Annotated in this window: 22 protein-coding genes and 1 tRNA gene; 4 read left to right on the top strand and 19 right to left on the bottom strand. The window is 69.5% G+C overall.

Annotated features, from left to right (window positions below; all coding sequences use genetic code 11):
* Nucleotides 1-83: 83 nt before the first annotated feature.
* From rpoB to rplJ, 14 genes are all read right to left on the bottom strand, one after another.
* Nucleotides 84-3,566 (bottom strand): DNA-directed RNA polymerase subunit beta, encoded by a 3,483-nt coding sequence (gene rpoB / locus AB0A74_RS08535; RefSeq protein ID WP_358248222.1) that lies wholly within the window; start codon nucleotides 3,564-3,566, stop codon nucleotides 84-86.
* A gap of 929 nt (nucleotides 3,567-4,495) precedes the next feature.
* Nucleotides 4,496-5,260 (bottom strand): hypothetical protein, encoded by a 765-nt coding sequence (locus AB0A74_RS08530; RefSeq protein WP_358248221.1) that lies wholly within the window; start codon nucleotides 5,258-5,260, stop codon nucleotides 4,496-4,498.
* A 189-nt stretch (nucleotides 5,261-5,449) separates the two neighbouring features.
* A complete protein-coding gene (locus AB0A74_RS08525) occupies nucleotides 5,450-5,956 on the bottom strand; it encodes a hypothetical protein (RefSeq protein ID WP_343935336.1) in 507 nt (168 codons plus the stop codon).
* A 14-nt stretch (nucleotides 5,957-5,970) separates the two neighbouring features.
* The gene (locus AB0A74_RS08520) at nucleotides 5,971-7,200 is read right to left on the bottom strand and encodes an MCE family protein (RefSeq protein WP_358248220.1); all 1,230 of its coding nucleotides are present in this window, start codon (nucleotides 7,198-7,200) and stop codon (nucleotides 5,971-5,973) included.
* On the bottom strand, nucleotides 7,197-8,348 hold the full coding sequence (locus AB0A74_RS08515; RefSeq protein WP_358248219.1) for an MCE family protein: 1,152 nt from the start codon (nucleotides 8,346-8,348) through the stop codon (nucleotides 7,197-7,199). The genes AB0A74_RS08520 and AB0A74_RS08515 overlap by 4 nt, the downstream gene beginning before the upstream one ends.
* Entirely contained in the window at nucleotides 8,345-9,514 is a 1,170-nt protein-coding gene (locus tag AB0A74_RS08510) for an MCE family protein (protein WP_358248218.1), read from the bottom strand. The genes AB0A74_RS08515 and AB0A74_RS08510 overlap by 4 nt, the downstream gene beginning before the upstream one ends.
* Before the next feature lies 1 nt (nucleotide 9,515).
* Entirely contained in the window at nucleotides 9,516-10,526 is a 1,011-nt protein-coding gene (locus AB0A74_RS08505; protein WP_358248217.1) for an MCE family protein, read from the bottom strand.
* Nucleotides 10,523-11,551: an MCE family protein gene (locus tag AB0A74_RS08500; protein ID WP_358248216.1), complete on the bottom strand. Its 1,029-nt coding sequence runs from the start codon at nucleotides 11,549-11,551 to the stop codon at nucleotides 10,523-10,525. Before AB0A74_RS08500 ends, AB0A74_RS08505 begins: the two co-directional genes overlap by 4 nt.
* Nucleotides 11,548-12,894 (bottom strand): MCE family protein, encoded by a 1,347-nt coding sequence (locus tag AB0A74_RS08495; protein WP_358248215.1) that lies wholly within the window; start codon nucleotides 12,892-12,894, stop codon nucleotides 11,548-11,550. Before AB0A74_RS08495 ends, AB0A74_RS08500 begins: the two co-directional genes overlap by 4 nt.
* Nucleotides 12,891-13,730, bottom strand: coding sequence for an ABC transporter permease (locus AB0A74_RS08490; RefSeq protein WP_358248214.1), 840 nt, complete (start codon nucleotides 13,728-13,730; stop codon nucleotides 12,891-12,893). The genes AB0A74_RS08495 and AB0A74_RS08490 overlap by 4 nt, the downstream gene beginning before the upstream one ends.
* A 1-nt stretch (nucleotide 13,731) precedes the next feature.
* Nucleotides 13,732-14,517, bottom strand: a complete 786-nt coding sequence (locus AB0A74_RS08485; protein WP_343935327.1) for an ABC transporter permease — start codon at nucleotides 14,515-14,517, stop codon at nucleotides 13,732-13,734.
* Nucleotides 14,514-15,638, bottom strand: coding sequence for an ABC transporter ATP-binding protein (locus AB0A74_RS08480; protein WP_358248213.1), 1,125 nt, complete (start codon nucleotides 15,636-15,638; stop codon nucleotides 14,514-14,516). Before AB0A74_RS08480 ends, AB0A74_RS08485 begins: the two co-directional genes overlap by 4 nt.
* A gap of 333 nt (nucleotides 15,639-15,971) precedes the next feature.
* Nucleotides 15,972-16,358, bottom strand: a complete 387-nt coding sequence (gene rplL, locus AB0A74_RS08475) for a 50S ribosomal protein L7/L12 (RefSeq protein WP_358248212.1) — start codon at nucleotides 16,356-16,358, stop codon at nucleotides 15,972-15,974.
* Between the two features lie 55 nt (nucleotides 16,359-16,413).
* A complete protein-coding gene (gene rplJ, locus AB0A74_RS08470) occupies nucleotides 16,414-16,968 on the bottom strand; it encodes a 50S ribosomal protein L10 (protein WP_343935324.1) in 555 nt (184 codons plus the stop codon).
* Between the two features lie 262 nt (nucleotides 16,969-17,230).
* Between rplJ and AB0A74_RS08465 the strand changes: the two genes are divergently transcribed.
* Entirely contained in the window at nucleotides 17,231-17,950 is a 720-nt protein-coding gene (locus AB0A74_RS08465; protein WP_358248211.1) for a hypothetical protein, read from the top strand.
* A 65-nt stretch (nucleotides 17,951-18,015) separates the two neighbouring features.
* Here AB0A74_RS08465 and rplA read toward each other — a convergent pair whose 3' ends face one another.
* The 5 genes from rplA to AB0A74_RS08440 form a co-directional block, all read right to left on the bottom strand.
* On the bottom strand, nucleotides 18,016-18,732 hold the full coding sequence (gene rplA / locus AB0A74_RS08460; RefSeq protein ID WP_343935322.1) for a 50S ribosomal protein L1: 717 nt from the start codon (nucleotides 18,730-18,732) through the stop codon (nucleotides 18,016-18,018).
* Nucleotides 18,733-18,806: 74 nt separating this feature from the next.
* Nucleotides 18,807-19,241: a 50S ribosomal protein L11 gene (gene rplK / locus AB0A74_RS08455; protein WP_121224842.1), complete on the bottom strand. Its 435-nt coding sequence runs from the start codon at nucleotides 19,239-19,241 to the stop codon at nucleotides 18,807-18,809.
* Nucleotides 19,242-19,352: 111 nt separating this feature from the next.
* A complete protein-coding gene (gene nusG / locus AB0A74_RS08450; protein WP_358248210.1) occupies nucleotides 19,353-20,180 on the bottom strand; it encodes a transcription termination/antitermination protein NusG in 828 nt (275 codons plus the stop codon).
* Between the two features lie 64 nt (nucleotides 20,181-20,244).
* On the bottom strand, nucleotides 20,245-20,658 hold the full coding sequence (gene secE, locus AB0A74_RS08445; protein ID WP_358248209.1) for a preprotein translocase subunit SecE: 414 nt from the start codon (nucleotides 20,656-20,658) through the stop codon (nucleotides 20,245-20,247).
* A 31-nt stretch (nucleotides 20,659-20,689) separates the two neighbouring features.
* Nucleotides 20,690-20,762 (bottom strand) — tRNA-Trp (locus AB0A74_RS08440).
* A 188-nt stretch (nucleotides 20,763-20,950) separates the two neighbouring features.
* Between AB0A74_RS08440 and AB0A74_RS08435 the strand changes: the two genes are divergently transcribed.
* The 3 genes from AB0A74_RS08435 to AB0A74_RS08425 all read left to right on the top strand — a co-directional run bounded on the left by AB0A74_RS08435 (nucleotide 20,951) and on the right by AB0A74_RS08425 (nucleotide 23,268).
* Nucleotides 20,951-22,195, top strand: coding sequence for a pyridoxal phosphate-dependent aminotransferase (locus AB0A74_RS08435; RefSeq protein WP_358248208.1), 1,245 nt, complete (start codon nucleotides 20,951-20,953; stop codon nucleotides 22,193-22,195).
* A 103-nt stretch (nucleotides 22,196-22,298) separates the two neighbouring features.
* Nucleotides 22,299-22,787, top strand: a complete 489-nt coding sequence (locus AB0A74_RS08430) for an MmpS family transport accessory protein (RefSeq protein WP_358248207.1) — start codon at nucleotides 22,299-22,301, stop codon at nucleotides 22,785-22,787.
* 73 nt (nucleotides 22,788-22,860) lie between these two features.
* Nucleotides 22,861-23,268, top strand: a complete 408-nt coding sequence (locus AB0A74_RS08425; protein ID WP_358248206.1) for a hypothetical protein — start codon at nucleotides 22,861-22,863, stop codon at nucleotides 23,266-23,268.
* Nucleotides 23,269-23,858: the final 590 nt, after the last annotated feature.

Raw genomic sequence — 23,858 nt, 5'->3', positions numbered from 1 at the left:
GCCCAGCAAGGGGCTTGGCTCAGGAGCTGGTGGCGGGGTCACCGGGGAGGGCGGGAGGCCTTCCCCGGTGACCGGCGAGGGTTCTAGTTGACGACGTCGTCCACGGACGGCGACTCGGACCGCGACAGGTTGATGCCGAGGTTCGCGGCCGCGCGCTCCAGGTCTTCGTCGTCGCCGTCGCGCATCTCGATCGCGGCGCCGTCCGAGGACAGCACCTCGACGTTGAGGCACAGCGACTGGAGCTCCTTGAGCAGCACCTTGAAGGACTCCGGGATGCCCGGCTCCGGGATGTTCTCGCCCTTGACGATGGCCTCGTAGACCTTCACGCGGCCGAGCACGTCGTCGGACTTGATCGTGAGCAGCTCCTGCAGCGTGTAGGCCGCGCCGTAGGCCTGCATCGCCCAGCACTCCATCTCACCGAAGCGCTGGCCACCGAACTGCGCCTTACCGCCCAGCGGCTGCTGGGTGATCATCGAGTACGGGCCGGTGGAGCGGGCGTGGATCTTGTCGTCCACCAGGTGCAGCAGCTTCAGGATGTACATGTAGCCGACCGACACCGGGAACGGGTACGGCTCGCCGCTGCGGCCGTCGAACAGCTGCGCCTTGCCGTTCTCCTTGACCATCCGCTCACCGTCGCGGTTCGGGATGGTGGAGCCGAGCAGACCGGTGATCTCGTCCTCGCGGGCGCCGTCGAAGACCGGGGTGGCGGTCTTCGTGCCGGGCTCGACCTCGTACAGCTCGGCGGGCAGGTTCTTCGCCCAGTCCGGGTCGCCGTTGATGCTCCAGCCCTGCTTGGCGATCCACCCGAGGTGGGTCTCCAGCACCTGGCCGATGTTCATACGACGCGGCACGCCGTGCGTGTTCAGCACGATGTCCACCGGGGTGCCGTCCTCCAGGAACGGCATGTCCTCGACGGGGAGGATCTTGCCGATGACGCCCTTGTTGCCGTGGCGGCCGGCGAGCTTGTCGCCGTCCTGGATCTTGCGCTTCTGGGCCACGTAGACGCGGACCAGCTCGTTGACGCCCGGGGGCAGCTCGTCGTCGTCCTCGCGGGAGAACACGCGGATGCCGATGACCTTGCCGTACTCGCCGTGCGGCACCTTCAGGGACGTGTCGCGCACCTCGCGGGCCTTCTCGCCGAAGATCGCGCGCAGCAGGCGCTCCTCGGGGGTCAGCTCGGTCTCGCCCTTGGGGGTGACCTTGCCGACCAGGATGTCGCCCGGCTGGACCTCGGCGCCGATGCGGATGATGCCCCGCTCGTCCAGGTCCGCCAGGACCTCCTCGGAGACGTTCGGGATGTCCCGGGTGATCTCCTCGGCGCCCAGCTTGGTGTCCCGCGCGTCGATCTCGTGCTCCTCGATGTGGATCGAGGTCAGGACGTCGTCCTGCACGAGGCGCTGCGACAGGATGATCGCGTCCTCGTAGTTGTGGCCCTCCCACGGCATGATCGCGACGAGCAGGTTCTTGCCCAGCGCCATCTCGCCGTTCTCGGTGCACGGGCCGTCGGCCAGGACCTGGCCCTCCTGCACCCGGTCGCCCTCGTTGACGATGGGCTTCTGGTTGATGCAGGTGCCCTGGTTCGAGCGGCGGAACTTGTGCAGGCCGTAGGTCTGCCGCGAGCCGTCGTCGGCCATGACCGTGACGTAGTCGGCGGAGATCTCCTCGACCACACCGGTCTTCTTGGCCACCACGACGTCACCGGCGTCGACCGCGGCGCGCAGCTCCATGCCGGTGCCGACCAGCGGCGACTCGGAGCGGAGCAGCGGCACGGCCTGGCGCTGCATGTTCGCGCCCATCAGGGCGCGGTTGGCGTCGTCGTGCTCCAGGAAGGGGATCATGGCGGTCGCCGCCGACACCATCTGGCGCGGGGAGACGTCCATGTAGTCGACGTCGCGCGGGTCGATCTGCTCGACCTCGCCGCCCTTCTTGCGGACCAGGACGCGGTCCTCCAGGAAGTTGCCCTCGTCGTCGATCTTCGCGTTGGCCTGCGCCTTGACGAAGCGGTCCTCCTCGTCCGCGGTCAGGTAGTCGATCTGGTCGGTGACCCGACCATCGACGACCTTGCGGTACGGCGTCTCGATGAAGCCGAACGGGTTGACCCGCCCGTAGGAGGACAGCGAGCCGATCAGGCCGATGTTCGGGCCTTCCGGCGTCTCGATCGGGCACATGCGGCCGTAGTGCGACGGGTGGACGTCGCGGACCTCCATGCCGGCCCGCTCACGGGACAGACCACCCGGGCCCAGCGCCGACAGGCGGCGCTTGTGGGTCAGACCCGCCAGCGGGTTGGTCTGGTCCATGAACTGCGACAGCTGGGAGGTGCCGAAGAACTCCTTGATCGCCGCCACGACCGGGCGGATGTTGATCAGGGTCTGCGGCGTGATGGCCTCGACGTCCTGGGTCGTCATGCGCTCGCGCACGACGCGCTCCATGCGGGACAGGCCGACCCGGATCTGGTTCTGGATCAGCTCGCCGACGGTGCGCAGGCGGCGGTTGCCGAAGTGGTCGATGTCGTCGACCTCGACCGGCACCTCGGTCTCGCCCGGCTGCATGCTGGTCTCACCGGCGTGCAGGCGGACCAGGTACTCGATCGTCGTGACGATGTCGTCCTCGGTCAGCACGCCGGTGCTGATCGGCGTCGCCAGGCCCAGCTTCTTGTTGACCTTGTAGCGGCCCACCTTGGCCAGGTCGTAGCGCTTGTCCTTGAAGAACAGGTTCTCCAGCAGCGCCTGCGCGGACTCCTTCGTCGGCGGCTCGCCCGGACGCAGCTTCCGGTAGATGTCGAGCAACGCCTCGTCGGTCCCGGCGGTGTGGTCCTTCTCCAGGGTGGTCAGCAGCGTCTCCGAGAAGGAGAACCGCTCCCGGATCTGCTCGGTGGTCCAGCCCAGGGCCTTGAGCAGCACCGTGACGGGCTGCCGGCGCTTGCGGTCGATGCGGACGCCGACGGTGTCGCGCTTGTCGACGTCGAACTCCAGCCAGGCACCCCGCGAAGGGATGATCTTGACGCTGAAGACGTCCTTGTCGGTCGTCTTGTCGATCGCGGTGTCGAAGTAGACACCCGGCGACCGGACGAGCTGGGACACGACGACCCGCTCGGTGCCGTTGATGATGAACGTGCCCTTGTCCGTCATCATCGGGAAGTCACCCATGAACACCGTCTGGCTCTTGATCTCGCCGGTGGTGTGGTTGGTGAACTCCGCCGTGACGAACAGCGGGGCCGCGTACGTCATGTCCTTGTCCTTGCACTCCTCGGTCGAGGCCTTGACCTCGTCGAAGCGCGGGTCGGAGAAGGAGAGCGACATCGAGCCGGAGAAGTCCTCGATGGGCGAGATCTCGTTCAAGACCTCTTCGAGACCGCTGGTGGGGGTCTCGTCACCTTCGTCGACGCGGCGCTGGAACCACGCCTCGTCGCCGGTGAGCCACTCGAAGGACTGGATCTGGAGGTCCAGCAGGTTGGGCGTCTGAAGCGGTTCGTGGATCTTCGCGAAAGAGACTCGCTTCGGCGCTCCGGGAATCCCCGACGTGGAGTTGGTCGCAGCAGTGGCCTTGGTCGCGCGAGAGATCGCCAAGATGCGTCCTTCCAGGGACAGGTAGCTGGCTAGCAGCGGACTAGCACGGCTGTCAAGGGTGCGGCGATGCCCGGCAATCCAGCTCTCGGCGAAGGGCAAACGGAAAGAGGGCAGCGCAAAGGGGCAGTCTAGCCACGCGCACGCCAACTGTCGAGAGGCACCTGGAAGGACCTTTCTCGTCGTCACCGACAGAGTGACCCCGCCGACGCCGACAGTCAAGATGCCACGCGGCGATCACTCGCGTGGCGCAAGCGGACCTCACGCCGCGTTACCGCTCTGACCTGCGGAATTACACAGTTGTGGGCCGGGGTGAACTGTTGGCTGGTCTTTGTCGCCCTTCGGGAAGGCCCGGCGATTCCGTTCAGTCACCGGTGCAAAAGTGTGGCGGAGATCACTGTACTACGCCGTTGCGAGCGGCGGTTTCGACGGGTCGCGAACCCCTGACCGATGATCATGAAGGTAGCGCACACGCTCAGCGACCGTGCGGCTACCCCCGGTCTGCGCCGAGCCGAAATTGTCGGTGCCCCGTGCGATCATGGAGTCGGGGGCCGGCGGCCACGGCCGAGCGCTTCGGCGGGCGTCTCGGCGGGCGTTTCCAGGCGGGTGCGCGAGGGTATCTGGGCGGGCGACGGCGAAGGGCGGCGGCGAGTCGGGACAGGGCTCGCCGCAGCGGGCGGTGCGGCAGGGGCGGCGGGCTGAGCGGGTCCGCGGCGGCGAGGCGGGCGGAACCCGGCGACAGCGGCGGCGGGTGGGGCACGGCGCGGTCAACTTCGGCCAGCGCGCCCCCGAGGGCCGGCGCGCCGAGGGGCAGCGTCCCGGAGCGGCGCGCCGAGGGGCAGCGTCCCCGGAAGCCGGCCGGCGGGCGGCCTCCTCGGTGGGGGCGAGGTGCGGCGTGCCTCGAGGCGAGACCCGCTACCGGGCGTGTCCGGTCAGTTGCACTTCGCCAGGGCGGCGGACTGGTCGGCTGCCGCGCCGAACATCTCCATGTTGTCCACCTTCCAGCGCCCGTCGACCTTCTGCGCGCCCGCCCGCATCATCGCGATGCCGCCGCCGCTCTGGTTGTCCGTCGTCCGGGTCGTGACCTGGTCCAGGAACAGCAGCACGGTCGCCCGGTCGCCGTCCAGGCTCGTCACGCCGGTCGACACGGCCTTCACCGTCACCACCAGCTTCTGCTCCGGCGCGAGCGTCTTCACCGGCCCGAAGATCGCGTTGTACTGGCACTTCGCCTTGCCGACCAGCAGCTCGTTCGCCGCCTTCTCGGTCCCGGACACGTCCGCGAAGTTGTACGAGAACGACTTCTCGACCGCCTCGCGCACCTGCCCCGCCACCTCGGTCGTGCCGGCGCTGTCCACCAGGGCCTGGTTGTACTTCACGTCCCCGGACCGCGTCTGGAACCACACGCCCAACCCCACCAGCACCGCCGCCACCACGACCAGGGCGATCGGCAGCACCACGCCACCGCGCTCGACGGGCTTCGCGTCGGCGACCCCGGTGCGCGACCGGCGCGGCTCCTCGGCGGACGTCGGCACCGGCGCGCCGGACCGCTTCCGGCGACCGGTCGGGCGGGGTCCCGCGGCCGATCCGGCACCCGACCCGCGCTCGGCACCGGAACCGGGGTCGGCGGGCGAGGCCGGGTCGGTGGTGGTCGCGGGGACCGCGTCCACGAAAGGCGACGGCTCCAACTCCTCCTCCACGCGATCGACCGCGCCATCGACAGCGGGATCGACAGCGGGGTCAACCGCCGGGTCGACAGCGGGACCGGTCGCCTCGGGGGACGACGGCGGAGCGTCCTGGCGCTTGCGGAGGCCGGCAACCTTCGGGCGGCCCGTCGGGGTGGACGGGACGGGGCGGCGGCGTGACGGGGGCACGAGTCGTTCCTATCCTCAGGCGCCGCCGGCCGCGACCGGGCCGAGCGCGTTGAGCTTCCAGCCGGCGTCGGTGCGGGTCAGGGCGGTCTGGTAGCGGTTGACCTTCTTGACCGGCTGGCCGCCCTCCGGCGTCACCGTCGTCTCGACCACGGCGATCAGGCGGGCCTTGCCCGCGCGCGAGTCCAGCTCCGTCACGGCCGCGTCCAGCACCCGGCTCACCGTCACGGTCTTGGCGTCCTCGATCTGCTTCTTGCGCTCCGCGCGGCCGTTCTCGATCTCGGTGCGCAGCTCGCCGGTGGCCGAGTCGACCCACCGGTTCAGGTCGTCGTCGACCTTCTTGTAGTCCAGGGTCGTGAAGTTGGCGATGCCGACCTGCCCCACCCGCAGCACCTCCTCCCGCTCCCGGGCGAACGCCGCCGAGTCGTTCGTGGAGGCGCCCCACCAGGACACGCCCGCCCAGGTGGCGTACCCGGCGGCGAGCACGGCCAGCACGGCCGCGATCGGCAGGAAGAAACGTCGCACGATGTCCTCTCCGCTCAGCCCGGCAGACCGAGCAACTGCCCCAGGCTGGTCAGGACCACCGGCTCGCCCGGCTGCCCGGTGGTGGGCTCCCGGCCCGGCTGGGACGTCTCGTCGCCCTTCGGAGTGCCCGGGGTGCCACCGTACGGGGCGTTCTGCGCACCCCGCACGCTGGTCACGCTGCCCCGGGCCAGGGCGCAGTAGGCCCCGGTGTTGAGCGCCACGGGGCTGGTGTCGGTGCCCTGGCGGATCTTGGTGCCCTCGTAGCCGACCGTGCACGGCGGCGGGTCGAAGACGTTGAGCGCGAGGCCGAAGTGGGCGCCGGTGCCGTCGCCCTTGGCCACGCTGAACCCGCCGCCGACGGCGATCGGGTAGGTCACCGCGATCTGCTCCAGCCCGTCCAGCCTGGTCACCAGGACGTTCCCGGTGGTCAGGAGGTTCGCCAGGACCACGCCCAGGTTCGGGCCGGTCTCCCGGAGCAGCGCGGACAACTGCTCGGCGGCCTGCGGGGAGACGCCGATCAACGCCCGCAGGTCGCTGTCGGAGTTCTTCAGCGTCTCCGCCAGCGCCCGCAGGTCGCCGGAGAACGACCGGATCGCGCTGCCCTGCGCCGCCTGCGTGTTCAGCACGACCAGGCCGTCGTTGATCAACGCCTTGGTCTGCGGGAGGTTCCGCGTCGCCGCCTCGGTGAACACGCGGGTGTTGTCCAGCAGCACCTGGAGGTCCGGCCCGGTGCCGTTGAACGCCTGGTCCAGCTCGTCCACGACGGTGCGCAGCGAGTCGGTGGGCACCGACTTGGCGAACGCGTCGAGGTTGGTCAGCAGGCCGTCCACCGGCGGCGGGGTCTTGGTGGAGCTGCGCGGGATGACCGTGCCCTCCGCCAGGTACGGGCCCTCCTCGCCGCGCGGGCGCAGGTCCACGTACTGCTCGCCGACCGCGGACCGGTTGGCGACCACGGCCTCCAGGTCGGCCGGGATGCGCGGCGCGTCCGGGTCGATGTCCAGGTCCACCTCGATGCCGTCGGCGGTCAGCCGCATCTCGCCGACCCGGCCCACGGTCACGCCGCGGTAGGTCACCTCGGCGTTGGTGAACACGCCGCCGGAATCGGCGAGCTGCATCTTCACCACGTAGCCGGTCGCGCCGAACGCGCGGCCCAGGCCGACGTACCGGGCGCCGACGTAGCTCACGCCGACCAGCGCGATCAGCACGAACGCGATGATCTGCAGGCGCGTGCGGGCCGTCATCACCGCCGACCACCTCCCAGGAGTCCGCCGAGCACGTCACCGAGGCCGGGGGTGCCGCCGAGGTGGGGCAACGGCAGGTTGGGCAGCGGCAGCGGCAGGGACGGCGCGTTGCCGTCCAGGCCGGGCAGGGTCGGCAGCGGGCTTTGCCGCGACCGGCCCAGGTTGTCCACGACCGTGCCCAGGTTCAGGTCGAGGTCGGCGTACAGGTTGGTGTAGTCGCCCTTGATGCCGTCGACGGCCGCGTCCGGGAACGGGTAGGTCAGCAGCAGCTCGAACGCGTTGGGCAGGTTCGTGCCCGCCTCGACCAGCTTCTGCAGCGTGGGTTCGAGCGCCTTGAGGTCGGCCACGACGTCCGCCTTGGACTTGTCGATGGTGTCCACGGCGACGTCGGCCAGCGAGTCCAGCGACTGCAGCAGCGTCACCAGCTGGGTGCGCTGCTCGCTGAGCACCTTCAGGCCGGGCTCCAGGCCCTCCAGCACGCCGCTGATCTGGTCGCGCTGGGCGCTCAGCGTGCCGGCCAGCCGGTTCACGCCGTCCAACGCGCGGGTGATCTCGGTCTTGTGCCCGTCCAGCTCGCCGACCAGCGTGTTCAGGTTGGCCAGCAGGGACTTGACCTCCGGCTCGTTGCCCTCCAGGGCCGCGCTGAGCTCCTTGCTGATGTTCTGGAGTTGGGCGATGCCGCCGCCGTTGAGCAGCATGGACAGCGCGCCGAAGACCTCCTCCACCTCGGGGTTGCGGTTGGTCCGCTCCACCGGGATGGTCGCGCCGTCGGCGAGCGTGCCCTCCTCGCGCCCCTCGGCGGGCTTGGCCAGCTCCACGTACTTCTCGCCGAGCAGCGCGGACTGGCGCAGCTTGGCGATGGCGTTGCCGGGCAGCTTCACGTCCCCGTTGACCAGGACGGTCACCTCGGCGGTCCAGCCGTCGGCGGCCAGGTCGATCCGGTCGACGCGGCCCACCGGCACGTCGTTGACCTTCACGCCGGCCTGCGGCACCAGGTCCAGGACGTCCTTGAACTGCACCTTCACCGCGTACGGCCGGTCGCCCAGGTCCGCACCGCCGGGCAGCGGCATGTTGTAGACGCCGTCGAACCCGCCCGAGCCGCAGCCCGTGAGCAGCAGCGCGCCGGCCATCAGACCCACCAGACGCCTCATTGCGGCACCCCCGCGAGCGGCAGGGGCAGCGGAACCTTGCCCTGGGACATGTCGCTGAGCACCTCGGCCGGCATCTTGAGCGGCACCGCGCCGGACAGGATGGGCTCCAACTGCTTGCACGCCTGCGACAGCACCAGCGGCACCTTGCCCGGTTCGACGGACTGGATCAGCTTGCACACCAGCACGATCGGCGGCTGGTTGAGCTCGTTCAGGTCGGCGCGGGTGTCCAGCGTGCCCGACGCCGCGTTGTAGGCGTTCTGGAGGTTGCCCAGCGCGAGCGGGGCGACGTCCAGGGTCTCGGCCAACGCGGCCCGCTGGTCCACCAGCACCTGCGTGATGCCGGTCAGCTTGTCCACGTTGGTCTTGATGATCGCCCGGTTGTCCCGGATGAAGCCCTGCACCTGCCCCAGCGCGTGCGCGAGCTCGGTCAGGGCCGCGCCCAGGTTCTCCCGCTCGTCGGCGAGGAACCCGGCGACCTCGGCGAGCTGCCGGTTCATGTCCCGGACCTGGCTGTCGTTGGCGGCCAGCATGCCGGTGAACCTCTGCAGGTTGTCCACCGTGCCGAACAGGTCGTCCTTGGAGCCGGACAGGGTGCGGGCGGCGTCGCCGAGCTGCTTGATGGTGTCGCCGAGCGCCTTGCCGTTGCCGTCGAGGTTGGCCGCGGCCGAGTCCAGCAGGTCCGACAGCGCGCCGTCCTTGTTGGCGCCGTTGGGGCCGAGCGCGGTGGTCAGCTTGTCCAGGCTCGCGTACAGCTCGTCCAGCTCGACCGGGGTGGCGGTGCGCTCGCGCGGGATGGTCGCGTTGTCGCCCATCGCCGGCCCGGCCGTGTAGGCGGGGGCGAGCTGGACGTACCGGTCGCTGACCACGCTCGGCGCGACCACGACGGCCTGCGCGTTCGCGGGGACCTTGACCGTCCGGTCGATCGACATGGTGACCTTGACCAGCGTGCCCTGCGGCTCGACGTCCTCGATCGACCCGATCCGCACGCCCAGGACCCGCACGTCCGAGCCCGGGTACACGCCGACCGCCCCGCCGAACAGCGCGGTCACCTTCCGGCTGTTCACGCCGGCGAACGCCCACCACATCGCCGCCGCGGCGACGAGCGCGAGCACGCACGCGATCGCCACGGCCCGGCCCAGGTCACGTCCGACCCTCGTGGTCGCCACGTCAGTTCCCCCTCTGCACGCCGGGGGGCAGGCAGCCCTCTTCGTTGAAACCGACCACGCCGAGGTTCACCGACGGCGGCAGCAGGCCGCAGATGTAGGTGTCGAACCAGCGGCCGTTGCCCAGGGTGTTGGCGAACACCCGGTAGAACGGGGCCATCAGCGCGAGGCTGCGGCTGAGCGTGTCCTGGTTGCGCTGGAGCATCGTGGACACCCGGTCGAGCTGCTCCAGGGCGGGCTTGAGCTGGGCGTTGTTGTCCGCCACCAGGCCGGACAGCTCCTTGGACAGCTCGCGGGTGCCGGACAGCAGCGCGCCGATGGCGTCCCGGCGCTTGCGCAGCTCGCCCAGCAGCAGGTTGCCGTCCGCGAGCAGCTTCTCGAACTGCTCGTTGCGGTCGGCCAGGGTCTGCGTGACCTGCCGGGTGTTGGCCAGCAGCTTCGCCAACTGCTCGTCGCGCGAGGAGATCGTCTTGGACAGCGCGGACAGGCCGTCCAGCGCGCCCCGGACGCTGTCCTTGGTGCCGTCGAGCGTCTCCGACAGCACCTGGAAGCTGTCCGCGAGCTGCTTGGTGTCGATCTGGCCGACCGTGGACGCGAGGCCGTTGAACGCCTCCTGCACGTCGTACGGGGCCAGCGTGCGCTCGCGCGGGATGGGGTTGCCCGGGTCCATCGGCTCGGCGCCCTGCGGGTCCAGGGCCAGGAACTTCTGGCCGAGCAGGGTCTTGATCCGGATGGTCGCCGTGGTCCGGTCGCCCACCCAGGCGTCCTTGACCTTGAACGACACCAGCACCTTGTCGCCGGCCAGTTCGACGTCGGTCACCTTGCCGACCTTCACGCCCGCGACCCGCACCTCGTTGCTCGGCACCAGCCCGGCGGCCTCGCTGAACTCGGCCTGGTAGGTGGTGCCGCCGCCGATGATCGGCAGGTCGTCGGAGTAGAAGGCGGCGAGCAGCAGCAGCGCGATCACGGTCAGGCTGACCGCGCCGATGGTCACCGGATTCCGTTCGGGTTTCACCGGCGGCACCTCGGCTGTGTGACGGGGAGGGCGGTGATCGGGATCGGGTCGTTGATGATCGGCGGAACGGCGATCTGACCCGTGCCCTCGCACAGGAAGAAGTTGAACCAGGAGCCGTACGACGCGGTGCGCGCCATCGCCTCGATCTTGTTCGGCAGCCGCTGGATGACGCCCTCGACCACGGCCTCGTTGTCGGCCAGCGTCCGGGAGACCACGCCCAGGCGGGCGATGTCGTTCTTCAGCGGCTCGCGGGCCTCGGTGAGCAGGCCGGCCGTGGTGTTGGTCAGGTCGCCGAGGGCGGCGATCGACTCGCCGATCGGCTGCCGGTCGCCGGCCAGGCCCGTGGTCAGCTCCTGGAGGGTCGCGACCAGCGTCGAGACCTGGTCCGTACGGCTGTTCACGGTGTCCAGAACGGTGTTCAGGTTGTCGATGACCTCGCCAATCACCCTGTCCCGGCTCGCCAGGGTCGAGGTGAGCGACGCGGTGTGCCGCAACAGGCTGTCGATCGTGCCGCCCTCGCCCTGGAGGACCTGGATGATCTCGTTGGACAGCTTGTTGACGTCGTCCGGGTTGAGCGCCTGGAACAGCGGCTTGAAGCCGTTGAACAGCACCGTCAGGTCCAGGGCCGGCTTGGTGCGCTCCAGCGGGATCACGTCGCCGGGCTTGAGCGGGGACGCGTCGCCCACGCCGTGCTCCAGCGCGATGTACCGCTGGCCGACCAGGTTGCGGTACTTGATGGTCGCGGTCGCCGAGGCGGGCAGCCGGCGCTCGCCCTCCAGCGAGAACTCGACCTCCGCGAGCCGCCGGTCCACCACCCGGATGTCCTGCACCTGGCCCACCCGGACGCCCGCGATGCGGATGTCGTCGCCCTCGTTGAGCGCGGTGACGTCGGTGAACCGGGCCGTGTAGGTGGTGGCGCCGGTGAAGTTGACGTTCGCGATGGTCACCGCGAGCAGCGCGGTCGCCAGGACCGTGACGACCGCGAAGATCGACAGCTTGACCAGCGGCGCGACGAGCGACCTCACACCGTCACCTCCGCTCCCCGGTACAGCGGGCCCAGCAGCAGGGCCGTGAAGCTGGGCATCTCGGACTTGCGCAGACCGAACTGCGGCGCGAGCAGCGCGTTGAGGAAGTCCATCTCCTCCGGCGAGTTCGCGAGGCTCGGCGCGAGCGCCGGACCGCCGGGCGCCGACGAGACGACGGTGCCGTCCGGGTTGATCTGGCCGGTGTTGGGCGGCAGCAGGCCGTCGGTGGCGTTGCGGGCGGGCGGCGGGGACGTGGACCCGTCCTTCACCGCGCCCTCCGGCGGGTACTGCGGGAACGGGTCCGGCCGCGGCACGATGTCGTAGCAGCGCGGGCCGCGCTTGTCGGCGTACTCCGGCTCGTCCTTGCCCGGCTCGTACTTGCCGCGGTTCGCGGTGATCTCCAGCGTGATGTGCAGGCCCGGCTCGTCGGTGCCCTTGCCGAACACCTGGTCCATGATCGGCTTGAACTCGGTCAGGCCCTTGAGCAGGCACGGGTACTCGGGCGCGTACTTGGCCAGCAGCTCCAGCGTCGGCCGCGACACGTCGGCGAGCTGGATCAGGTTGTTCCGGTTGACCGTGACGAAGCTGTTCAGGTCCACCGCGGTGGTGGTCAGCGTGCCGTACATGGCCAGCAGCTTGTCCCGCTGGTCGACCAGCGTGCGGCTGGTGACGGTGGCGTCGGACAGCGCCTGCACCAGGTCGGGCGCGGCGTCGGCGTAGACGTCGGAGACCTCGGCCAGCTTGCTGATGCCCTGCTTGATGGCAGGCAGCTGCGGGTTGAGCTCGCCCAGGTAGCCGTCGAGCTGGACGAGGGTCTCGCCGAGCTGCTTCCCCCGGTTGTCCAGGGCCTGCGACATGGCGGTCAGGGTGGTGGCGAGCTTCTCCGGCTGCACCGCCTGCAGCACGGGCATGAGGTCGTCGAGCACCCGTTCCAGCTCGATCGCGCTGCTCGACCGGTCCTGCTCGATGACGTCGCCCTGGTCCAGGTGGTTCGCGAGGTCGGGCTGCTTGGGCACGACCAGGTTCACGTACCGCTCGCCGAACAGCGTCTTGGGCAGCAGGCGCGCCGAGACGTTGCCGGGGATGTGGTGCACCTGGTCGGGGTGCAGCGCCAGTTCCAGCACGGCGCCGTCGCCCTCGGTGCGGATGTCCGCGACCTCGCCGACGACCAGCCCGCGCACCTTCACGTCCGAGGCGAGCTGGAGCTGGTTGCCGACCCGGTCGGTCTTCAGCGTCACCTTGACGACCTTGGTGAAGGCGTCGTTGTAGAGCGCGACGGTGAGGCTGAGGAACAGGGCGATGACCGCGATGAAGACGACGCCCAGGAGCCTGCGGGTGATCATCCGGCGATCCTCACCGTGGTCGTCGTGCCCCAGATCGCCATGCTCAGGAAGAAGTCCAGCAGGCTCGTCGTCACGATCGCGGTGCGCACCGCGCGGCCGACCGCGACACCCACGCCCGCCGGGCCGCCGGACGCCCGGTAGCCGTAGTAGCAGTGCGTCAGGATGATCACGACCGAGAAGACGAGGACCTTGCCGAACGACCAGAGCACGTCCACCGGGGGTAGGAACAGGTTGAAGTAATGGTCATATGTGCCGGCTGACTGCCCATACAGCTCCACGGTGATCAACCGCGCCGCTAGATAGGACGTCAGCAGGCCGATGACGTAGAGCGGGATGATCGCGATGAAGCCCGCGATGATCCGGGTCGTCACCAGGAACGGCATGCTCGGGATGCCCATGACCTCCAGCGCGTCGATCTCCTCGGAGATCCGCATCGCGCCGAGCTGGGCGGTGAACCCGGAGCCCACCGTCGCGCTCAGGGCGAGACCGGCCACCAGCGGCGCGATCTCGCGGGTGTTGAAGTAGGCCGACACGAAGCCCGCGAACGCCGACGTGCCGATCTGGTTCAGGGCGGCGAAGCCCTGCAGGCCGACGACCGTGCCGGTGAACACCGACAGGCCGACCATCACGCCGATGGTGCCGCCGATGACCGCCAGCGCGCCCGAGCCGAAGCTGACCTCGGCCAGCAGCCGGAGGGTCTCGCGCAGGTAGCGGTGCAGCGTCCGGGGCGTCCACGCCAGGGCGCGCAGGTAGAACCAGAGCTGGTCGCCGAAGGTGTCCAGCATCGCCAGCGGGGCGTTGGCCGCCTTGCGCGCGCGGTTGCCGATCGTGGCCATCTCAGCTCCCCTTCGCCGGGACGACCTGGAGGTAGATCGTGGTGAGCACGAAGTTCACGAAGAACAGCAGCAGGAACGTGATGACCACGGCCTGGTTGACCGCGTCGCCCACGCCCTTCGGGCCGCCCGCCGGGTTCAGGCCGCGGTAGGCCGCGACGATGCCCGCGATGAAGCCGAAGATCAACGCCTTGATCTCGGAGATCCACAGGTCCGGCAGCTGCGCCAGGGCGCTGAAGCTCGCCAGGTACGCGCCGGGCGTGCCGTCCTGGAGGATCACGTTGAAGAAGTAGCCGCCCATCACGCCGACGACGCTGACCATGCCGTTGAGCAGGACGCTGACCAGCATCGCGGCCAGGACGCGGGGCACCACCAGGCGCTGGATCGGCGAGACGCCCAGCACCTCCATGGCGTCGATCTCCTCGCGGATCTTGCGGGAGCCGAGGTCGGCGCAGATGGCGCTGCCGCCCGCGCCCGCGATGAGCAGGGCCGTCACGATCGGGCTCGCCTGCTGGATGATCGCCAGCACGCTGGCCGCGCCGGTGAACGACTGGGCGCCGATCTGCCGGGTCAGCGACCCGAGTTGCAGCGCGATGACCGCGCCGAACGGGATCGACACCAGGGCGGTCGGCAGGACCGTCACGCTGACCACGAACCAGCACTGCTGGATGAACTCGCGCAGCTGGAACGGGCGGCGGAAGGTGTTGCGGACGACGTCGATGCCGAGCGCGAACAGCCGGCCGGTCTCCCGCAGGGCGCCCGCGCCGGGAAAGGTCGCCGGGGCGCTCACAGGTCGCCTCCCCGCCGGGGCCAGGGGCTGGGCGCGGGCCGCTCGGCGACGGGCACCGCGGTGCCCGCGGCCGGGATCGTGCGGTCGAAGCTCTGCTGGGTCTGGGCGGAGGTCGCGAGCACGCGGTAGTGGCGCTGCTCCTCGGGCGTGAGGCTCGCGATGATCCCTTGCTGCGCCTCGGGCGGCAGCGTGTGGATGATGCTCATGACCCGGTCCTTGCGGCGGCGCACGGCGGTGCGCGGCGGCAGGCCCGGGGTGGGTTCGAGCTGCGGCACCACGCCGCGCACGTCCTCGTCCGGGGAGCCGTCGGAGTGGCCCGCGTCCCGGTGCGCCAGCTCGGCCGCCATGGTGGCCTGGTCCTTCTCCTCGGACATGCCGATCGGGCCGATGCGGCGGCCGTTGAGGAACTGCTCCACGACCGGTTCGTCGCTGGTCAACAGCACCTCGCGGGGGCCGAACATGACCAGTTCGCGGCGGAACAGCATGCCCAGGTTGTCCGGGACCGTGCGCGCGACGGTGATGTTGTGCGTGACGATCAGGATCGTGGCGTCGATCTGGGAGTTCAGGTCGATGAGCAGCTGGGAGAGGTAGGCGGTGCGGACCGGGTCGAGACCGGAGTCCGGCTCGTCGCACAGGATGATCTCGGGGTCGAGCACGAGGGCGCGGGCGAGGCCGGCGCGCTTGCGCATGCCGCCGGAGATCTCGCCGGGCAGCTTCTTCTCCGCGCCGACGAGGCCGACCATCTCCATCTTCTCCAGCACGATCCGCCGGACCTCGGCCTCGGTCTTGCGGGTGTGCTCGCGCAGCGGGAACGCCACGTTGTCGAAGAGGTTCATCGAGCCGAACAGCGCGCCGTCCTGGAACAGGACGCCGAACAGCTTCCGGATCTCGTAGAGCTTGTGCTCGGAGCAGCGGACCAGATCGGTGCCGTTGATCAGGATCCGGCCCTTTTCGGGCTTGAGCAGCCCGACCAGGGACTTGAGGAAGACGGACTTGCCCGTTCCGGAGGGACCCAGCATCACGCTGACCTCGCCCGGCGGCAGGGTGAGCGTGACGTCCCGCCAGATGGTCTGCTTGCCGAAGGATTTGGTCAGGCCCTCGACGACCACCTCGACGCCCATCGCACCTCCAGGTCACCGGCCACAACGCCTGGCGAGGCCCGCGCAGCAGGTCGCCATACCCGTGCAACGAGCCCGTCGCGTCGTGGTTACTCCCCAGTTGGGTTAGCGGGTGTCACGGATGCGTAACGACCGGTGTGATCTCCGTTTCGCCCGATTCGGTCAATCTCCCGGTCACAGGTACGCGAACGCGGCACGCGGCACGCGTTCCGGGCACGCGTTCCGGGCACGTGTTCCGGGCATGCGAAAGGGCGGGCACCCAGCGTGGGTGCCCGCCCTTTCGCGCGTTCAGCTTCCGGGCGCCGGCCCGCCGGTGTCACCGGTGGGCCGCTCGGCTCACTTGAGCGAGATCTTGGCGCCGGCGGCTTCGAGCTTCTCCTTGGCGGCGTCGGCGACGTCCTTCGCCACGTTCTCCAGCAGCGGCTTCGGAGCGGACTCGACCAGCTCCTTGGCCTCCTTCAGGCCCAGGCCCGAGACGACCTCGCGGACGACCTTGATGACCTGGATCTTCTTGTCACCGGCGGACTCAAGGACGACGGTGAACTCGTCCTTCTCCTCCTCGGCCGGGGCGGCGGTGGTGGCCGGGCCCGCGGCGGCGACGGCGACCGGAGCGGCAGCGGTGACCTCGAAGGTCGCCTCGAACTCCTTCACGAACGCCGACAGCTCCAGGAGGGTCATCTCCTTGAACGCGTCGAGCAGCTCGTCGGTGCTGAGCTTCGCCATGATCGGCGGTCCTTTCTAATTCAACGCCCGAACTGGACGCGATGTGTCGGGTTGATCAGCTTTCGGCCGGAGCCTCGGCCTCGGCGGCGGGAGCCTCCGAAGCCTTCTTCTCCTGCAGGGCAGCGGCCAGGCGGGCGACCTGGGAAGCCGGGGCGTTGAACAGACCCGCGGCCTTGGCCAGGTTGCCCTTCATCGCGCCCGCCAGCTTGGCGAGCAGCACCTCGCGGCTTTCGAGGTCCGCGATGGCGGTGACCTCGTCGACCGAGAGGGGGCGGCCGTCCATGAAGCCGCCCTTGATGACCAGGGCCTTGTTGTCCTTCGCGAAGTCGCGCAGCGCCTTGGCCGCGTCGACCGGCTCGCCTTCGACGAAGGCGATGGCGGTCGGGCCGACGAGCAGGTCTTCCAGACCCTCGACGCCCGCGTCCTGAGCGGCACGCTTGACCAGCGTGTTCTTCGCAACGGTGTACGTGGTGCCCGCGCCGAGAGCGCGACGCAGCGTGGTGAGCTGCGCCATGGAGAGGCCACGGTACTCGGTGACGACGGCGGCCGAGCTGCCGCGGAACTTGTCCGTCAGCTCGGCGACGGCCGAAACCTTGCTGGGCTTCGCCATGATCGCCTCCTCTCTGGGCTTAGGTGAGCCGCCGGCCTGGCCGAAGAGAAGGCATGAAAAACGCCCCGGCGCACAGCAGCACGGGGCGGAAGAGACGCGCGAGCGCGCCTGATGCTTACCTCGTCCTCCTGCGCGGGCCGTTCGCCGTGCGAACCCTTCGTCCCCGCGCCCGAGGGCGTGGGAAGACCAGCGGTCTTTGGTGGAACCGTGGACCAGAGTACGGGACGTGTCCCGGAGCCACCAAATCGGCATGATGTGACCCGTGACCGAAGAGCCACCGAGGAACCCGCCGCCCCCGGACATCGACCCGGAACAACTCCGGCAGTTCCAGGAGTTCCAACGGTTCCAGGAGTTCCAACGCTTCCAACAAGCCCAGGGCCCCCAAGCCCTCCCCCCGGGCACCCCCACACCCCCACCCTCACCGGCGCCCCCCGCGGCACCCCCGCGCAAACCACTGTGGCAGGTCCTGCTCGGCAGCAAACTCGTCCGCCGCCTGATCCTGCTGCTCATCGTCGTGCTGGTGGGCATGTACTTCTACGAGCAGTACTTCGGCGGCGAGGACCCCGGCTCGGTGGCGGTGGACAGCGGCGGCGACAAGGGCAACGTCATCGCGCCCCAGACGCCGTACGGGCTCCAGGGCACGGTCGCCCTGCTCTACAAGCACGTCCTGAACGACGACGCGGGCCGCGCGTGCCTGCTCTTCAGCGAGGACAAGGCGAAGAAGGCGTTCACCGAGGCGTTCGGCGCTCCGGACTGCGACTCCGCCGTGCACCAGCTCAGCAAGCAGGTGACCAACGGCGCGCAGTACCGCCAGATCGGTTTCCCGGCCGACATGCGCGCGGTGCCCGACGGCGGCTCGGTCGTGGTCAGCTCGTGCAAGCTCCAGGTCAACGGCGGACCCCGGCTGGGTCGCTTCGTCCTCTCCATGCAGGAGAACAAGACGTGGGTGATCACCGGGTACGAGGCCGAGCCGGCCTGTTGAGGCGCGCGAAAGCCCCTCGGCACGAGGTGCCGAGGGGCTTTCGTCAGCTACAGCGCGCCAGCCGGTCAGGCGGTGGCTTCGTCGCTCAGCAGGTTGCGGGTGCGGTTCGGGTCGACCGGGATGCCCGGGCCCATCGTCGTGGAGACGGTGACCTTCTTCAGGTAGCGGCCCTTCGCGGCGGACGGCTTCGCGCGCAGGATCTCGTCCAGGGCGGCGGCGTAGTTCTCGACCAGCTTCTCCGGGTCGAAGGACGCCTTGCCGATGACGAGGTGCAGGTTGGCCTGCTTGTCCACGCGGAAGTTGATCTTACCGCCCTTGATCTCCGTCACGGCCTTGGTGACGTCGGGCGTCACGGTGCCGGTCTTCGGGTTCGGCATCAGGCCACGCGGGCCGAGGATGCGGGCGATGCGACCGACCTTCGCCATCTGGTCCGGCGTGGCGATCGCGGCGTCGAAGTCGAGCCAGCCACCCTGGATGCGCTCGATCAGGTCCTCGCTGCCGACCGCGTCCGCACCGGCGGCGGTGGCCTCGTTGGCCTTGTCGCCGGTCGCGAAGACGATCACGCGGGCGGTCTTGCCCGTACCGTGCGGCAGGTTCACGGTGCCGCGGACCATCTGGTCGGCCTTGCGGGGGTCGACGCCGAGCCGGATGGCGACCTCGACGGTCGCGTCCAGCTTGACCTTGGACGTCTCCTTGGCGAGCTTCGCGGCCTCCAGCGGCGAGTACAGCCGCTCCCGGTCGACGAGCTCAGCCGCGGCCTTGTACGCCTTGCTGCGCTTCATGCTTCTGTTCCTTAACCAAACAGTAGTGGTGACGAGCCAGCGCTTGGCTCTCCCACGGGATCAAAAAGAAAGGGTCAGCCTTCGACGGTGATGCCCATGGAGCGGGCGGTGCCGGCGATGATCTTCGCCGCCTGGTCCACGTCGTTGGCGTTCAGGTCGACCATCTTGGTCTGCGCGATCTCGCGCACCTGGTCCATGGTCACCTTGGCGACCTTGGTGCGGTGCGGCTCGCCCGAGCCCTTCTCCACGCCCGCGGCCTTCAGCAGCAGCTTCGCGGCCGGCGGCGTCTTGAGCTTGAAGTCGAACGAGCGGTCCTCGTACACGGAGATCTCGACCGGCACCACGGTGCCGCGCTGCGACTCGGTCGCGGCGTTGTACTGCTTGCAGAACTCCATGATGTTGACGCCGTGCTGACCCAGCGCGGGGCCGACCGGCGGCGCGGGGTTCGCGGCCCCGGCCTTGATCTGCAGCTTGATGATCGCTGCGAGCTTCTTCTTCTTGGGTGGCATCTCAGTGCTTCCTGTTATTGCGGTGTCCGCGCGCGGCCCTGCCAGCCGCAGCGTGGCTGCCGACACCCGACCGGGGCGTCGGAGTCTGGTGACCGGACCGGAGGAACCCGGTCAGATCTTGGAGACCTGGCTGAACGACAGCTCGACCGGAGTCTCGCGGCCGAAGATCGACACCAGGACCTTCAGCTTCTGGCCGTCCGCGTTGACCTCGCTGATCGTCGCGGGCAGCGTGGCGAACGGGCCGTCCATGACGGTGACCGACTCGCCGACCTCGAAGTCCACCTCGACCGCGGTCTTGGCGGGCGCGGAAGCGGCCTTCTTGCCCGCGGCCGGCTTCTGCTCGACCTGCGGCAGCAGGAACTTCAGCACCTCGTCCAGGGTCAGCGGCGACGGCTTGGAGGTCGCGCCGACGAAGCCGGTGACGCCGGGCGTGTTGCGCACCGCGCTCCACGAGGCGTCGTTGAGCTCCATCCGGACCAGGATGTAGCCGGGCAGCACCTTGCGCTGCACCTGCTTGCGCTGGCCGTTCTTGATCTCGGTGACTTCCTCGGTCGGCACCTCGACCTGGAAGATGTAGTCCTCCATGTCCAGCGTCTGGATGCGCGTTTCGAGGTTCGTCTTGACCTTGTTCTCGTACCCGGCGTACGAGTGCACGACGTACCAGTCGCCGGGCGCGTTGCGCAGGGCCTCGCGCATCTCGGCGGCCGGGTCGGCCGGCTCGGCGTCGATGTCGGCGACCGGCGCGGCCACGGCGGCGTCGGACTCGTCGTCGGAGTCGGAGTCGTCGGACTCGTCAGCAGACTCGGCGGCGTCGTCAGCGGACTCCGCGGTGTCCTCCGTCGCCTCGTCCTGCTCGACGTCCTCGACATCACCGTCGAAGTCCTGCTCGTCGGTCAGGTCGGTCAGCTCCTGGGCGTCAACGCCGTTCTCGGAGGTCACTGTGGGTCTCGCTTCCTTTCATCCACGTGTTCGCCACCGCCACCCCGGGCGGGGAGGCGTCGGCTCAGCCGAACACCTTGAACACGCCCCAGGCGAAGGCCGAGTCAAGGCCGAACACCAACGCCACCATGAAGGCCACGAAGACCAACACGACCGAGGTGTAGGTGATCATCTGCTTGCGGGTCGGCCAGATGACCTTCCGCAGCTCGCTGACCACCTCACGGATGTAGCGGACGATCCGGGCGAAGAAGCCGATCCGCTTCTCCTGGTCGCCCCGAGCGCGCGTGGGGCGGCCCTTGCGGTCCGCGGCGTCCGAGTCGGACTCGGCCGACTTCTTCGCCTCGGACGGCTTGGCGGCGGCGTCCTTGCGGCCCGCCGGACGCGCGGTACCGCGGCGCTCGCGGCGCGCTGCGGCGGTGACCGGCCGGGCCGCGCTCTCGCGCTCGTCCGGCTGGTCCTGCTCGCGGCCCTCGCTCATGCCGTCCTCCGCTCACCATCGCGCTTCGACGCAGGGGCGACAGGACTTGAACCTGCAACCTGCGGTTTTGGAGACCGCTGCTCTGCCAGTTGAGCTACACCCCTTCGGGGTCCCCCGTGAGGGGACCCGCTGGCTGAGGACGTCTTGCACCCTCCTCACGTGGCCCGTGAGGCAGCGGCTGGACGTTCCCGGTGTCGAAGCATACGGCACAGGGGGCCGTTACTCCCAACCGGCCCGGTCAGAGGGGGTGCCGGGCACCATCTCGGTTGTGCGGTCTGCCACGATTGGGGCCATGGCCTCACCTGAGACGACCTCCGCGCCCGGCTCCTCCGACTTCCCCCGGATCTCGAAGCGGATCGGCGGTATCGCCGAGTCCGCCACCCTCGCGGTGGACGCGAAGGCGAAGGCGCTCAAGGCGGCCGGCCGACCGGTGATCGGCTTCGGCGCGGGCGAGCCGGACTTCCCGACCCCGGAGGCCATCGTGGCCGCCGCGGCGGCGGCCTGCGCGGACCCGAAGAACCACCGCTACACCCCCGCCGCCGGCCTGCCGGAGCTGCGGGAGGCCGTGGCGGCCAAGACCAAGCGGGACTCGGGCTACGAGGTCACCGCGGCCCAGGTGCTGATCACCAACGGCGGCAAGCAGGCCGTCTACCAGGCGTTCGCGACGATCGTGGACCCGGGCGACGAGGTCCTGCTGCCCGCGCCGTACTGGACCACCTACCCGGAGGCGATCACCCTCGCGGGCGGCGTCCCGGTGCAGGTCACGGCCGACGAGACCACCGACTACCTGGTGACCGTCGAGCAGCTTGAGGCGGCGCGGACCGAGAAGACCAAGGTCCTGCTGCTGTGCTCGCCGTCCAACCCGACCGGCTCGGTCTACAGCCGCGAGCAGATCACCGCGATCGGCGAGTGGGCGCTGGAGCACGGCCTGTGGGTGATCACTGACGAGATCTACGAGCACCTGCTCTACGACGGCGCCGAGACGGTGTCCCTGCCGGTCGCGGTGCCCGCGATGGCCGACCGGACGATCGTGCTCAACGGCGTCGCCAAGACCTACGCGATGACCGGCTGGCGGGTGGGCTGGCTGATCGGCCCCACCGACGTCGTGAAGGCCGCCGCGAACCTCCAGTCGCACCTGACGTCGAACGTGGCGAACGTCTCGCAGCGCGCGGCCCTGGAGGCCGTCTCCGGGTCCCTGGACGCGGTGGACGAGATGCGCAAGGCGTTCGACCGGCGGCGGCGGACGATCGTGGACCTGCTGTCCGCGATCCCGGGCGTGGAGTGCCCGACCCCGAAGGGCGCGTTCTACGTGTACCCGTCGGTGAAGGCGCTGATCGGCAAGACCCTGCGCGGCACCGAGATCAAGGACACCGTGCAGCTGGCGGCCCTGATCCTGGAGCACGCCGAGGTCGCGGTCGTGCCGGGTGAGGCGTTCGGCACGCCGGGCTACCTGCGCCTGTCCTACGCCCTGGGCGACGACGACCTGAAGACCGGCGTCACGCGCATGGCCGAGCTGCTGGGCGAGATCGAGCTGTAAGACCCGCGCCGCGCGATCGTCAGGGGCACCCCGCCGCGGGTGCCCCTGACGCGTTTTAGGCCACAGTTCGATCACGACCAGTAACTGTGTCGGAGGTCACTCGATGGTCCCGGCGTCTCAGTACGCCGACCCGAGGGAGTACCCCGTGGCCCACGCCCAGCACCCGACCACCCGCCCGCGCCGCCGTGGACCACTGGTCGCCGTGCTCGTGTTAGCCCTCTTAGCCGGCGCGGTGGTGGTGTGGCTGACGGCGTTCGCGGCGGAGCCCGAGGAGCCGCTGGACGACCTCGACCGCCACGCCGGCCGCGAGTCCACGGTCGTCTACGAGATCACCGGCGACGTCGACAAGGCGGACATCCGGTACTCGACCTACAGCGACGGCGACAGCACCACCGAGCAGGAGCCGGCCGCCGCGCTGCCGTGGTCCAAGACGCTGAAGGTGAAGGGCCTGCTCAGCGCCGGCACCCTCACCGCCATGGCCGGCCCGACCGGCGGCACCGTGACCTGCCGAATCCTCGTAGACGGCGTCCAGCGCAAGACAGCCACGGCCACCGGCCCGTTCGCGCTGGCCAACTGCAACTCGAACGGGTGAATGGAGTAACTCACAGTAGAAAGTGGGCGATGATCCGTTCAGAGCAACCGATCTTCACCCGAGGAGACCAACGATGACGGAGCCGGACCCACCGGAGTCCGACAAACCCGCCCGGAAGTGGATCGTGATCGCCGGTTCGGTGGCACTCGTGCTGAGCGCCCTGGCCCTGGCGTACTGGGCGGCCAGACCGGAGCAACGGTCCGTTGTCGTGTACGAGGTGTCCGGAGAGGCCGTGCGCGCCACGGTCGTGTACTCCACTTTCGCGGAGGACGAGGGGAACGCCCTGCGCGAGGTGGAGCTGAGTTCGTTCCCGTGGCGGGCGGAGTTGTCCGTGCCGGGGGAAGTGCGGAACGGGGTGCTCACGGTGACCGTGGGACCGGAGGGCGGCTCGGTGGGGTGCAAGGTGAGCGTGGATGGCGTGGAACGCCGATCCGCCACAGCCAGTGGCCCGAACACCAGCGCATTCTGCAGCGGCTTCTGACACGCCAGGGGAACACCATTTAGACAACCAGCGGCCTACAAATGCACCGATACGCGCGCCACTAGACGCACGCCGCAATCCGCGCGAAGCGCGGGCTTCTGATCGGGCTGCCAAGCCAAGGAAGGGCCTCGGTTCGTTCCCCGTACGGCCTGGGCGCAGCCCAACCGCGCTTTGGTCTTCTCCGCAACCAGCTTTTCCGGTTGCGGAGAAGACCAAAGGGTGGTTGCCTCCGGCAGGCCGTACGGGGAACGAACCGACGCCCTTCCACCCCCGGGGGCCTGCCCGCCGGCGAGGCGCTTTTCATCTTGAGAGCGCTTCGCGCGTTCCGATGCGCGGAGCGCTCCCAAGCGCGAAGCGCGTTCGAGCTTGCGAGCGCGGAGCGCGTTGCGTGAAGACCCGCGAAGCGAGGGCTTGAGAGCGTCAGCGTTCAGTCTAAAGCGAAAAGAGCCTCGCCGGCGGGCAGGCCGCCAAAGATGACACAAAAGCAAAAGAAAAGGCGGGGGCTTCTTGCTTGTGTCATCTCCGTATGACCTGGCGGAGCCAACCACACTTTTGGCCGGGTGCCGCTAAATTTTTTGCTCGTTCCTCAC

Source organism: Saccharothrix sp. NPDC042600 (genome assembly GCF_040647305.1).
GTDB classification, from domain to species: Bacteria; Actinomycetota; Actinomycetes; order Mycobacteriales; family Pseudonocardiaceae; genus Actinosynnema; species Actinosynnema mutabilis.
This window is presented reverse-complemented; position numbering and strand designations above follow the sequence as displayed.